The organism is Variovorax ginsengisoli (assembly GCF_030811835.1).
Lineage (GTDB): Bacteria > Pseudomonadota > Gammaproteobacteria > Burkholderiales > Burkholderiaceae_C > Variovorax > Variovorax ginsengisoli_C.
In genome coordinates, this window is record NZ_JAUSRO010000001.1 from 384,576 (window position 1) to 397,320 (window position 12,745).

The 12,745-nt window shown below is 66.4% G+C and carries 13 protein-coding genes; 5 read left to right on the forward strand and 8 right to left on the reverse strand.

Annotated features, from left to right (window positions below; translation table 11 throughout):
• Positions 1–72 precede the first annotated feature (72 nt).
• Both J2W36_RS01745 and J2W36_RS01750 read left to right on the forward strand, forming a co-directional pair.
• The gene (locus tag J2W36_RS01745; protein ID WP_307687935.1) at positions 73–954 is read left to right on the forward strand and encodes a ZIP family metal transporter; all 882 of its coding nucleotides are present in this window, start codon (positions 73–75) and stop codon (positions 952–954) included.
• A 136-nt stretch (positions 955–1,090) separates the two neighbouring features.
• Entirely contained in the window at positions 1,091–1,306 is a 216-nt protein-coding gene (locus J2W36_RS01750; RefSeq protein ID WP_307687936.1) for a hypothetical protein, read from the forward strand.
• Positions 1,307–1,396: 90 nt separating this feature from the next.
• Here J2W36_RS01750 and J2W36_RS01755 read toward each other — a convergent pair whose 3' ends face one another.
• The 8 genes from J2W36_RS01755 to J2W36_RS01790 form a co-directional block, all read right to left on the reverse strand.
• The gene (locus J2W36_RS01755) at positions 1,397–3,106 is read right to left on the reverse strand and encodes a DUF3300 domain-containing protein (RefSeq protein WP_307687937.1); all 1,710 of its coding nucleotides are present in this window, start codon (positions 3,104–3,106) and stop codon (positions 1,397–1,399) included.
• 158 nt (positions 3,107–3,264) lie between these two features.
• Positions 3,265–3,891, reverse strand: a complete 627-nt coding sequence (locus J2W36_RS01760; protein ID WP_307688026.1) for a DUF3299 domain-containing protein — start codon at positions 3,889–3,891, stop codon at positions 3,265–3,267.
• A gap of 19 nt (positions 3,892–3,910) precedes the next feature.
• Entirely contained in the window at positions 3,911–5,173 is a 1,263-nt protein-coding gene (locus tag J2W36_RS01765) for an ABC transporter permease (protein ID WP_307687938.1), read from the reverse strand.
• Complete coding sequence (locus J2W36_RS01770; RefSeq protein WP_370869235.1) at positions 5,170–5,874, reverse strand: ABC transporter ATP-binding protein; 705 nt, start codon at positions 5,872–5,874, stop codon at positions 5,170–5,172. Before J2W36_RS01770 ends, J2W36_RS01765 begins: the two co-directional genes overlap by 4 nt.
• Before the next feature lie 7 nt (positions 5,875–5,881).
• Positions 5,882–6,436 (reverse strand): DUF2796 domain-containing protein, encoded by a 555-nt coding sequence (locus tag J2W36_RS01775; RefSeq protein ID WP_307687940.1) that lies wholly within the window; start codon positions 6,434–6,436, stop codon positions 5,882–5,884.
• The gene (locus J2W36_RS01780; RefSeq protein WP_307687941.1) at positions 6,433–7,338 is read right to left on the reverse strand and encodes a sulfurtransferase; all 906 of its coding nucleotides are present in this window, start codon (positions 7,336–7,338) and stop codon (positions 6,433–6,435) included. Before J2W36_RS01780 ends, J2W36_RS01775 begins: the two co-directional genes overlap by 4 nt.
• A gap of 19 nt (positions 7,339–7,357) precedes the next feature.
• Positions 7,358–8,275: a DMT family transporter gene (locus J2W36_RS01785; RefSeq protein ID WP_307688027.1), complete on the reverse strand. Its 918-nt coding sequence runs from the start codon at positions 8,273–8,275 to the stop codon at positions 7,358–7,360.
• Between the two features lie 42 nt (positions 8,276–8,317).
• Entirely contained in the window at positions 8,318–9,460 is a 1,143-nt protein-coding gene (locus J2W36_RS01790) for an aromatic ring-hydroxylating oxygenase subunit alpha (RefSeq protein ID WP_307687942.1), read from the reverse strand.
• Between the two features lie 175 nt (positions 9,461–9,635).
• On the opposite strand from J2W36_RS01790, the gene xseB reads away from it, so the two are divergent.
• From xseB to dxs, 3 genes are read left to right on the forward strand one after another with little or no spacing between them, the layout of a single operon-like run.
• Entirely contained in the window at positions 9,636–9,905 is a 270-nt protein-coding gene (gene xseB / locus J2W36_RS01795) for an exodeoxyribonuclease VII small subunit (protein WP_307687943.1), read from the forward strand.
• Positions 9,906–9,946: 41 nt separating this feature from the next.
• Positions 9,947–10,852, forward strand: coding sequence for a polyprenyl synthetase family protein (locus tag J2W36_RS01800; RefSeq protein ID WP_307687944.1), 906 nt, complete (start codon positions 9,947–9,949; stop codon positions 10,850–10,852).
• Positions 10,853–10,882: 30 nt separating this feature from the next.
• Complete coding sequence (gene dxs / locus J2W36_RS01805; RefSeq protein ID WP_307687945.1) at positions 10,883–12,733, forward strand: 1-deoxy-D-xylulose-5-phosphate synthase; 1,851 nt, start codon at positions 10,883–10,885, stop codon at positions 12,731–12,733.
• Positions 12,734–12,745: the final 12 nt, after the last annotated feature.

Sequence of the window (12,745 nt, forward strand, 5' to 3'; positions counted from 1 at the left end):
TCCCAATGGACGGCTTTTCTTTTTTTATGATCGAGCCAAGACCATCGGTCCTGCTCCTTTTTGCAAGAAATTATGACTTTGCTGGCCATCATCGCGGCGACCCTGTTCGCCGGTATCGGAAGTGTGTGGGTCGCCGCGTTGCTGATGCGGGTGGGCGTCCGCAGCGGCGGAGGTGGCATCAATGCGCAACACCTGCTGAGCCTGGCGGCCGGTGCGCTGCTCGCGACGGCCTTCATGCATCTGCTGCCCGAAGCTTTCGAAAGCGGCATCGAGCCAGCGGTGCTGTTTGCCGTGCTGCTGTTCGGTCTGGTGTTTTTCTTCCTGCTCGACAAGGCCGAACTCTGGCACCACGGCCATGAGCACCATCAGACCGAAGGGCGCGACGGGCACGCGCACGGGCATGTGCACGACCACGGCCATCATCACCATTCGCATGCGCCCCAGGGCGGTAGCTGGGCGGTGCTCACCGGCGACAGCGTGCACTGTTTTGGCGATGGCATTCTCATCGCCTCGGCCTTCGTGGCAGACGTTCGCCTAGGCCTGGTTGCCGCGCTGGCGGTGCTGGCACACGAGGTGCCTCACCACATCGGCGACCTGGTGGTGCTGCGCCAGAGTTCAGCCAGTTCACGCATGGCGCTGCTCAAGGTGTCGCTGGCCGGCACCATGACTGCGCTGGGTGGCATTGTGGGCTGGTGGCTGGTCGACCAGCTCCACAGCTGGTTGCCGTACTTTCTGGTGCTGGCCGGCAGCAGTTTTGTCTATGTCGCGCTGGCCGACCTGATTCCGCAGCTCCAAAAGCGCTTGCCCGCCCGCCAGACGGCCGCACAGATCGTCTGGCTGGCCATCGGCATCGCCCTGGTGACGCTGGTGAGCCGTCTCGCGCATGGCGAGCATGGCCACGAACATGACGCGCACGATGGTCACGCGCACACTGAAGAAGTCCACACACGGTAACGCGTCTTCGGCGGAACGGGCGCAGCAGGCGCGCCGGGTCGGGTTTTTCCGACGTGCGGGCAGGAGGTTGCCTGTTGCGTGGTGCTGCGGCAAGGCGCAGGATGCAGTTTTCCATTGGACCGCAAGGAAGCCGCACATGAATCCCGCAGACCCCAAGCTCACTCAAGAGAATCCTCTGGACGAGGACATCGACGAAGTCGACGGCGCCCTGGATGACGGCGACGATGCACCCGAGAATGAGGCTGAGCTCGCCGATGCGACTGGCATCGACCTGAGCGATGCCAGCGAACTCGATGCGGACCATGTTCCGATCGACGAGGAGGCCGCTCGCGTGGTTCACGCGCCGGACTGACGCCCGGCGCATTCCTTCACAACGATCTCTGGCGGGGCAACGGGCGGGCGCCCAGGTCCGCCATGCCAGTGAGCTGCCCTGAATTGACGCTCAGGGCTTCTGCTCTTGCGCCTGACGGCGTTCACCTGCGCGCTGCTCGGCGTGGTGTTGTTCCTGCTGCCGGTGCTGTTGGGCCTGCTGCTCGTGTTGCAGGTGTTGTTGCTGCTGCTGCCTGGCCTGCTGTTCCGCCTGTTGCTGCTGCTGCCGCTGTTGCTGCTCGGCCTGTTGGCGTTGCTGCTGCATCTGGCGACTCTGTTGCTCAGCCTGCTGGCGCTGTTGCTCCTGCTGGTGCCTTGCCTGCTCTTGCTGTTGGCGCTGCTGTTCTTGCTGCTGGCGTGCCCGCTCCTGTTGCTGCCTGGCTTGATCGGCGCGCTGCTGCTGCGTCTGCTCCTGTTGATGACGGAGCTGCTCCTGCTGATGACGCGCCTGATCTTGCTGCTGCGCTTGCATCTGCATCTGTTGCTGGCGTTGCTGTTCCTGTTGTTGGCGCGCCTGGTCGTTACGGTGTTGCTGGGCCTGCATCTGTTGATCGCGGGCTTGCTGCTGGCGCACCTGTTCCTGCTGTTGCTGTTGCTGGCGCACCTGAGCCATTTGCATCTGCGCCTGGTTCCGCTGCTGCTCCCTCTGCACCTGGTCGCGCTGCATCTGGACCTGCTGCGCCTGGTGTTCCAACTGCGCCTGTTGCGCCTGATCACCTCGCGGTGCCGGGCCATTGTTGTAGACGTTGCGGATGTTGTTGTTCACCACGGTTTCGGAGCGCGACACGTAGGTCGAACGGTTGTATACGACGGCCGGCTGTTCGTAACTGCGGCCATCCCTGCCCGGTGGGGGGCGGCGGTCGTCTCCGCGGCTGCCCCAGTTCACGCCCCACGAGTGCCAGCCCCAGTCATGCCGCTCCAGCGCCGACCCGACCACCACGCCGAGCCCGAAGGTCAGTGCGCCTGCCGTGGCGATCTGTGCGTTGCTGTAGCGGGGCTCGCTGTAGACGGGCTGCGGCGGTGCATAGACGTAGCCGGGGTAGACGCGCACGGGTTCGCCATAGATGCGCTGCGGGTCGTAGGCAGGCACATAGACCACGTCCGGCTGTGCAGGCGCGATCGTGATGTATTGCGTGGGCGGTTCCACAACCGCCTGGCCACTGTAGACAGGGACCACATTGGGGTTGGGTGTGTAGTTGATCTGCGGATTGCCCGTCGCCACCTTCAGTTGCGGCGTGCTCTTGAGCTGGCCTGCGCGTGAGGCGCGCTGGCGCATCACCTGGATCGCGTTCATCACGTCGCTCGGGTCGTTGTAGTAAGCCTCGCCGAGCGCCGTGGTCCAGGGCAGGTTTTTCGCCATCTGGTCGAGCACGCTGCGAAAGGCGGTCAGCGACTTGATGCTGGGATCCCAGGGTTGCCGGTCGGCCGCGTCGGCCAGCGGACCGGCCTTGAGGCTGGCGTTCTGGTGCAGCCACTGGTCTGCATCAGTGACTTGGGCGGGGTAGGTGGAGCCTGCCAGAACCTGGGCTACCAGTTTGTCGGGATAGAGGGCGATCGGCGCCACCATCTGGTAGAGCTGGTCGGCAGTCGGCGGCGTATAGCTCGGTACCGCAGGCGCTGCTGCGACAGGTGCGGGTGCTGCTTCAGCGGGTGCAGTGGCTGCAGGTGCTGGTGCTGGTGCCGTGGCTGGCGTGTCTGCTGTCTTGTTGCAGCCCGCCAGAGTGATGCCTGCGGCGGCCAGGGCAATCGCCAGCAGGCGGTGGTTGGAAGGGGGATGGGCCATGGGAAGCTCCCTGGAATCGGGGGTCGTTGATCGATGGGCCGCGCCTCGCGGCGCTGTCCTGTTCATGGATCTACAACGTCTGGCTTCCGGCCCTCGACGACTTCAGTTGTGACAGTGGGTTTCTGCTGCGCATGTCAGTGCACTGCCCGAGCCGCGCCTTACTTGGCCGCGCCGGTGTACTTGGTTACGGCCTGCGCCGTCATCGCGTAGCCGCTCACACCCATCATCGAATCGTTGCGTGTGGTCTGCAGCCGGCCTGTCACCCATACCGTGTCCATCGACCTGAACTTCGCACCCTTTTCGGGGCGCACATGCAGGATCTGGTTGGCGGGTGGCGGCGGTGTGTGGATGCACGCGCCGAAGTAGGGCACCAGCAGGAATTCGGTGATCTCACCCTTGCTTTCCTCGAGCGGCACCACAAAGCCGGGGATCTTCACCAGCGCGCCGTTCAATGCCGAATTCGCCGGTGCGTTGTCTGACACTTCTTGCATTTTGAGAAGAAGTTCGGCGGCCTTGGGGTCGGCGTCGTCGAGCTTGCTGAAGTCGATGCCTTTGTACGCCTTCATCGGGTCCCAGTCCTTGGGAACGAGCTCCTCCCAGGTGATCTCCCGCGGCTGGCCGGGCGCCGCCGGCGCGGTGGCGGTTGCGCCTGCCTTGCCGCCGAGGGGGTTGGCGGGCGTGGTCGCCGCAGGCGCTGGGCCTGCGGCCCAGGCCGCGCCGGCGAGGCCGATGCAGCCCAGCGCCAGAACGTTACGCAGAAGAACGGGAACAGATTGCAGGGTCATGGCAAATCCTCGAGAAAGGTCAGATGCGGGGCGAAAGGCCATCGGTCAGCGAGAGCCGGTACGCGCGCAGGCCAGGCAACAGGCTGGCCACGAATCCACCGGCCAGCAGGCTTGCGAGCAGCAGCCATTCATTGAGGGTGGGCAGGCCCAGTGTCAAGGCCAGGCCGAACTGCGCCTGCAGCCAGGGCGACAGGAAGGCGATGCCGAGCACTGCGAACAGTATGCCGATCGCCACACCGATCAGTGTGACCATCGCGCCTTCCATGGCCAGCAGGGCGATCACGTGCCGCAAGCTCGCACCCACGGCGCGCAGCACCGCGAGCTCGCGCCGTCGTTCATTGAGCCCGGCCATCACCACCGACACCAGGCCCGCCAGGCTCACCAGTGCCACCAGCGCCGACATCGCCAGCAATGCGTTTTCGCCGACGCCCACCACGCTCCACAGTTCGTCGAGCGCGACACCGGGCAGGATGGCCATCAGCGCCTCGTCGGGGTAGGTCGAGACCCAACGCTGGACGCGGAACACCGCTGCACGGTTCTTGAGTCCGACCAGCGCGGCCGTGACGTTCTTGGGCGTGAGATCGAACTTGCGCACCTGCTCTGCAGGTATGTGAACCCCCGGCAAAGGCGCGCCGCTGAACCAGTCGAGGTGGATGGCCTCCATGGCGTCCAGGCCGATGTGCACGGTGCGATCGACGGGCGTTCCAGTGCGCGCGAGCACGCCGACCACCGTGAAGGGCTTGTCGGCATGCTCGGCCACGTTGAGCTCGCCACTGCCATGCGCCAGCGTGATCTTCTGCCCCACGTGGTAGCCCAGACGGTCGGCCACCTCCGCCCCGACCACGGCATCGAACAGCGCAGAGAAAGGTTGGCCTTCGCGCAGCGCCAGCGACTGGCGGTCGCCATACCGAAAGCGCGTGAAGTAGGCCGGGGTGGTGGCAAGGACGGAGAAGCCGCGGTGCGAATCGCCCAGCGACAGCGGAACCACCCAGGCGACGCCCGGATTTGCCTCCAGTGCCTGCACGCTCTTCCAGCCGATGTTGTTGGTGGCCGACCCGATGCGAAACACCGAATAAAGCAGCAGTTGGGTCGAACCGGTGCGCGCGCCGACGATCAGGTCGGTGCCGGAAACCGAGGATGAGAAGTTGTCGCGCAACTGGGAGCGGATGCGTTCCACGCCCAGCAGCAAAAAGGTCGACAGCGCAATCGACAGGACCGTCAGCGAGAGCGTGAAGCGTCGGTTCCAGGCGCTGCGCCAGGCAATGGTGAACAGCGGGTTCACGATGCCTCGCTCCGTGCGGCGCGGTTGATGCCGGGCAGCAGCACCTGGCGCGAGAAGCGCGAAGCAATGCGCTGGTCATGGCTCACGAACACCAGCGCGCTGCGGTGCGTGCGGCAGGCCGAGAGCAAGACGTCGAGAAAGGCTTCGCGCCGGTCTTCATCGAGCGCGGAGGTCGGTTCGTCCGCAATGACCAGTTCGGGTTGGCCGATGAGCGCGCGTGCCGCTGCCACGCGCTGCTGCTGGCCCACCGAGAGCGTCATGGCGGGCCGCCGCCACAGCGCGGCGTCCAGTCCCATCTGCGAGAGCAGTGCCTCGGCTTGGGCGCGTGGCGTGCCTTCGCGCGAGGCCTGGGCGTGGCGCTGCGCGGAGAAGCGGCAGGGAAGCAGCACGTTGTCGATCACGCTCAGGTAAGGCAGGAGGTTGAACTGCTGGAAGATATAGCCCACGTGTGCCACGCGGCGGCGGTCGCGGGCCGCGGCGGACTGGGCCGCCCAGTCTTGGCCAAGCAGCACCACGCGGCCCGAGTCGGCCACCAGCACACCCGCGAGCAGCGACAGCAAGGTGCTCTTGCCGCAGCCGCTGGGGCCGTGCAGGAACACGGTTTCCCCGGCCTGCACTTCGAGCTGGTCGATGTCGATGCAGGGCGCATCGGCGCCAGGCCAGGTGAACCGGAGCACATCGGCAATGAGAACCGGGTTCACGGTCAGGTCACTTGCCCCAGGCCAGGCGCGCATTCGGCCGTTTCAGCGTGCGCTGGAACTGACCTTGTGCGGTGGCGATCTGCGCGTCGATCTGGCGCGGCCCCTTGAAGGCCGTGAACAGGCCCACGTCGATGAATTTTGCAGCCGTCGCGTTCGTGCAGTTGAACGCGAAGGTGGCGTCCAGGTCGGCGTGTGCGTCGGCGGGGGCTGTGGTCGCCTGCTTGCCCCAGCCGAGTACCGCCGACTGCAACTCGACCGGGCCGAGCTTGCAGTTGGCGGTCGGGTCGATCAGGAACAGCTTGTCCGCGGCTCGCAGCGTGGCGGCCGCGTCCTCGACCGTTTGGCGCTCGGCGTCGGTGCGTGGCGCACGCTCGAAGCCCACGATGTTGTCGAGCGGCGACTCCATCGAGATCACGACGGTCGGGCCTTCGACCGCGATGTCCAGCTTGAGCTGGCCGTGGACGTGTGCGTGCTGCGTCTGCGCAAACACCGCATTCACGCCCAAAGTTGCACCAATCAATGTCGCCAGTCCAAAAAGGACGGCCGGTTTTCCAGGGGTCATGGTTGTGCGCCTTGCCGGGTCGGCAGCCCCGGCGTGTTGCTCCACTCGCTCCAGCTGCCGGCATAGAGCGCGGTCGCGCCGAAACCGGCGATCTTCATCGCCAGCAGGTTCGGCACGGCGCTCACGCCGCTGCCGCACTGGTGCACGACCGTCGCCGGGTCGCGGCCGGCCAGCAGGGCGTCGAACTCGGCGCGCAACTGCGCAGCGGGCTTGAACTTGCCGTCCGGGCCGATGTTCTCGGCGAAGGGCCGGTTCAAGGCCCCGGGGATGTGACCTGCGATCGGGTCCAGAGGTTCCACCTCGCCGCGGTAACGCGCGCCGGCGCGTGCGTCGATCAGGGTCTGGTCAGGGTGGCCCAGCCGGCCGTGCACCATGGCCGTGGTTGCCAGCGGCAAGCGTGGCTCGCCCGGCACGAAGTTCGACTGGAAGTGCGCGGGCTCCTCCTGCGACGTCACCGCGCCGCCTTCGGCTTCCCAGGCCTGCAGGCCGCCGTCGAGCACGGCCACGGCCTCGTGGCCCATCCACTGCAGCATCCACCACAGGCGGCCGCAGTAGTTGGCGCCGTTGCGGTCGTACACCACCGCCTGCATGTCATTGGTCAGGCCGACACTCGACAGCCAGGCGGCGAACTTCTCGCGGCTCGGCAAGGGATGGCGGCCGCCGGAGGCCGGCACGCCGTCGTCGTGCGCGACCACCACCCCATGCTTGCCCGGAGCGCCGTGCGCCGCGCTCAGGTCGGTGTCGAGGTTTGCATGGACAGCGCCCGGGATGTGCGACGCGGCATATTGCACGTGGCCGGCCTGCGGTTGCATCAGGTCGAAGCTGCAGTCGAAGACCATCAAGGGCGTTCTGGCGGCCTGCAGCGCCTGGAGTTCGGCGACCGAGATGAGCGTGGTGTACATGATGGAGCGTTCCTTCGTTTCAATGTTCCTCGGCGGGCGCCTTGGGCAGCGAGCGCTGGCGCAGCACCGTCGCCGCGATGCCGCTGAACACGATCAGCGCCATGCCCGCCCAGCCCGTCGCGTCGATGCGATCCCCGAACAGCAGCACACTGTAGATCGACGCGAAGACGATGCCCGAATATTGGAGGTTGGCCACCAGGAGCGTGCCGCTCTCGGTCTTGGCCGACGCGTAGGCGCGTGTCATGCACAACTGGCCCAGTGCCGCCAGCACGCCCACCGGCAGCAGCCAGGCCGCGTGTCCCCATGTCCATTCCGCCCAGGGCGTGAAGCCCGTGGCCACCGTTGCCATGCCGCCCGCCACCGCCGAGCCCACCGCGAAATAGAACACGGTGCGCGCTTCGGGCTCTTTCAGGCGGGAGAGCGCGACGACCTGCATGTACGCGAAGGCGGCCGTCAGGCCCGACAGCAGGCCCAGGACGCCGGCAAAACCCTGGTTGTCGCCCACGCTCGGCTTGAGCACCAACACCACGCCGGCGAAGCCCGCCAGCACCGTCAGAATGAGCGGCCCTTGCAAGGGCGGGCGCGGCACCTTGCCGTCGCGGCCAGGCACCGGCACCCAGGCCAGCAGCGCGCCGCCGACCAGGAAGGCCGCGATCCACACGCTGCTCATGTAGTTGAGCGTCATGGCGGTGGCCAGCGGCATGTGGGCAATGGCATAGAACCACGCACCCAGGGAGACCACGCCGATCAGGCTGCGCCAGGCATGCATGAGCGGATAACGGGTCTTCAGCGGCACGCCGCGCTGGCGCGCAAGCAGCCAGAGAAACACGATGCCGATGAGGCCGCGGTAGAACACCAGCTCGGCGCTTGAAAACCACTGCGATGCGATCTTCACGCACACGCCCATGCTCGCGAAAATCAGGGCGCCGAGCACCATCCATAGCGCTTGCACGGTCTGGTCACTCCCCCGCGAACGCGGTCACGCTGCGGGTCGCATTTCGTTGCGATACCACTCGTGGAACTGCTGCATGCCGTCTTCCATCGGGCTCTGGTAGGGGCCGGACTCGTCGTCGCCGCGCAGCATGAGCGCGCGGCGGCCGGCGTCCATGCGCTCGGCAATCTCGTCGTCTTCGACACAGGTTTCCATGTAGGCAGCCTGCTGCGCCTCCACGAACTCACGCTCGAAGGCGACGATCTCCTCGGGGTAGAAGAACTCGACCATGTTGAGCGTCTTCTGCGGGCCGATGGGGTGCAGGGTCGACACCGTCAGCACATGCGGGTACCACTCGACCATCACGTGCGGGTAGTAGGTCAGCCAGATGGCCCCGTACTTGGGCGGCTTGCCGTCGCGGTACTTGAGCAACTGCTCCTGCCACCGCTGGTAAACCGGGCTGCCGGCGCGGCCGAGCCGGTTGGCCACGCCCACGGTCTGTACGGAGAAATGGCGGTTGAACTCCCAGCGCAGGTCGTCGCAGGTGACGAAGCTGCCCAGGCCGGGATGGAAGGGCCCGACGTGGTAGTCCTCCAGGTAGACCTCGATGAAGGTCTTCCAGTTGTAGTTGCACTCGTGCAGTTCGACGCGGTCGAGCGCGTAGCCTGAGAAATCGAGGTCGGCGCGCGGGCCGAGCCGCGCCAGGTCGTCGCCCACGTTGCGTCCGCTGCCGTCGCGGTTCTTCTCGAACAGCAGGCCGTTCCATTCCTCGATCGGATAGTTGTGCAGGTTCAGGCACGGGTCCTGCGCGAAATGCGGAGCGCCGATGAGCGTGCCGGTGGTGCGCGGGTCGGACGCTGCGTAGGTCCAGCGATGCAGCGGACAGACGATGTTGCCGCCCGTGCGTGCGTCGAGCTGGCCGCGGCCCTGCAGGATCACTGCCTGGCGGTGGCGGCACACGTTGGAGACGAGCTCTACGCCTTTGGGCGTATGCACCAGCGCGCGGCCTTCGTGCTCCTGCGGTAACGTGTGGAAATTGCCCGGTTCGGGCACGGCAAGGCGATGGCCGACATAGCGCGGACCGTTGGCAAAAAGCGTTTGCAGCTCGCGGGCATAGAGCGCTTCGTCGAAGTACGCGGAAACCGGGAGTTGGCTCGTGGCCTGCTGCAGTTGAAGACTTAAATCAGACATGGGTGACCTGACCAAGCTCCCCACAGGGAGAAAGGGAGAAAAGGCGCCGTTCGGAGCGGACGGCCCGTGGAAAGTTCGCTGATGGAACACCAGCGCAGAAGAAAGCGATTGTACCCGGCGGGTCCTTTTCCTGCCCCACTCTAAAATGATTCGTTTCATCAAGACCTCACGCTCCATGCCCAAGGGTTCCCCCTCCCCATCTCTTGACGGTGCCATCGTGCCATCCGACATCGCGCCAATGCCTGCGAGCTACGAGTCCGGGCTCCAGGAGCTCGAACGGCTGGTGGGTGAGCTCGAGTCGGGCCAGTTGCCGCTCGACCAGCTGCTGGAGAGCTACCGCCGCGGCGCCGCGTTGCTCGCCTTCTGCCGCGACAAGCTGCAGGCGGTCGAAGACCAGATCAAGGTGCTGGACGCGGGCAGCCTGAAGGCCTGGTCGGCCGAATGAGGGCCGTGTCCGATTCCGCGGCCGATTCCATAGTCGATTCCATGGCCGATCGATGGGACGCGGCGCGGCTGGCCGCGTGGTGCGGGTTGCATCTGCGCGCGGTCGAGGACGCGCTTACCCGCTGGGTCGGCATCGACGCACCCGTGAAGCTGGGCGATGCCATGCGTTATGCGGTCCTCGACGGTGGCAAGCGCCTTCGCCCGCTGCTGGTGATGGCTGCGAGCGAGTCGGCCGGCGGCAATCCGAAGGCCGCGATTCGCGCGGCCTGTTCGGTCGAGCTCATCCATGCCTATTCCCTGGTGCACGACGATCTGCCTTGCATGGACAACGATGTGTTGCGTCGCGGCAAACCTACCGTGCACGTGCAGTTCGGCGAAGCCGACGCGTTGCTCGCGGGCGATGCCCTGCAGGCGCTGGCCTTCGAGTTGCTCACGCCCGACGACGGCAGCGTGACGCCCCAAGTGCAGGCCACGCTGTGCCGGCTGCTCGCGCGCGCTGCAGGCGGCCAGGGCATGGCAGGCGGCCAGGCGATCGACCTGGCCAGCGTGGGTGTCGCGCTGGACGAAGCGCGGTTGCGTGAGATGCACCGCCTGAAGACCGGCGCGTTGCTGCAAGGCAGCGTCGAGATGGGCGCCGCGTGCGCCGACGTCGTTTCGCCCACGGCGCTGCAGGCCCTGCGTGCCTACGGCGCAGCGCTGGGCCTGGCGTTCCAGGTGGTCGATGACATCCTCGATGTGACGGCCGATTCCAGCACGCTGGGCAAGACCGCCGGCAAGGATGCAGCCAGCGACAAGCCGACCTACGTGTCGCTGCTCGGTCTTGATGGTGCGCGCGACCAGGCGCAGGCCCTGCTCGCCGAAGCCCTGGCCGCGCTCGAAGGCAGCGGGCTGTCCGACGTTGGTGCGCTGCGCGCACTGGCATACATGGTCGTGGATCGCGACCGATAACAACCATCCAAAAGAACAACAACGTCCTCCATGGCTGCGCTGCTTCCCCAACTCCACGACCCCTCGGCATTGCGTCAATTCGACCGGACCCAGCTCAAGCAACTGGCCGACGAGGTGCGCGCCTGCGTGCTCGACAACGTGTCGCGCACCGGCGGCCACCTGAGCTCCAACCTGGGCACGGTCGAGCTGACGGTGGCACTGCATCACGTGTTCAACACGCCGCACGACCGGTTGGTCTGGGACGTGGGCCATCAGACCTACCCGCACAAGATTCTCACGGGGCGCCGCGATCGCATGCCCACGCTGCGCCAGGTCGGCGGCATCTCCGGCTTTCCGCAGCGCAGCGAAAGCGAATACGACACCTTCGGCACGGCGCACTCGTCGACCAGCATCTCTGCGGCGCTCGGCATGGCCATGGCGGCCAAGCAGAAGGGGGAGGACCGCCATGCGGTGGCGATCATCGGTGACGGCGCGCTGACCGCGGGCATGGCCTTCGAGGCGCTCAACAATGCGGGCGTGTGCGACTGCAAGCTGCTGGTGATCCTCAACGACAACGACATGTCGATCAGCCCGCCGGTGGGTGCGCTCAATCGCTATCTTGCCCAGCTGATGAGCGGCAACTTCTATGCGGCGGCCAAGAACGTCGGCAAGAGCGTGCTGCGTGCGGCGCCGCCGCTGTTCGAGTTGGCCAAGCGCTTCGAGCAGCATGCCAAGGGCATGGTCGTGCCCGCCACGCTGTTCGAGCAGTTCGGTTTCAACTATGTCGGTCCCATCGACGGCCATGACCTCGATTCGCTGGTGCCCACGCTGGAGAACCTCAAGCAGCTCGACGGGCCGCAGTTCCTGCACGTGGTGACGAAGAAGGGCCAGGGCTACAAGCTGGCCGAGGCCGACCCGGTGGCCTACCACGGGCCGGGCAAGTTCGACCCGAAGGTAGGGCTGGTCAAGTCGACGGCGCCGGCCAAGCAGACCTTCACGCAGGTCTTTGGCCAATGGCTGTGCGACATGGCGGCCCAGGACGGTCGCCTGGTCGGCATCACGCCCGCCATGCGCGAGGGCTCCGGGCTGGTTGAATTCGAACAGCGCTTTCCGACGCGTTATTTCGACGTGGGCATCGCCGAGCAGCATGCGGTCACCTTCGCCGCGGGCCTGGCCTGCGAGGGCCTGAAGCCCGTGGTGGCGATCTACTCGACCTTCCTGCAGCGCGCCTATGACCAGCTGATCCACGACGTGGCGATCCAGAATCTGCCGGTGGTGTTCGCGCTCGACCGTGCAGGCCTGGTCGGGGCCGACGGCGCCACGCACGCGGGCGCGTACGACATCGCTTTCCTGCGGTGCATCCCGAACATGAGCATCGCCTGTCCCGCCGATGAGGGCGAGTGCCGTCAACTGCTCAGCACGGCCTATGCACAGGATCACCCGGTCGCCGTGCGCTACCCGCGCGGTGCGGGTGCGGGCGTTGTGCCGCCGCTCACGCTCGACGGCTTGCCTTTCGGCAAGGGCGAGCTGCGCCGTGAAGGTTCGCGCATCGCGATCCTGGCCTTCGGCACGCTGCTGTATCCCGCGATGACGGCGGCTGAGGCGCTCGATGCCACGGTTGTCAACATGCGCTGGGCCAAGCCGCTGGACGTCGAGTTGCTGCTGAAGGTGGCGGCGTCGCACGACGCCATCGTCACGCTGGAAGAGGGCGCCATCATGGGCGGTGCCGGCAGTGCGGTACTCGAGGCCCTGCAGGCCGCAGGCGTCCAGAAGCCGGTGCTGCAGCTCGGCCTGCCGGACCTCTTCATCGAGCACGGCGATCCGGTGACGCTGATGGCCGGCATCGGGCTCAACGCCGCAGGCATCGAGAAAGCCATTGCTGACCGCTTCGGCCGCAGCTGATCTGGATACCTC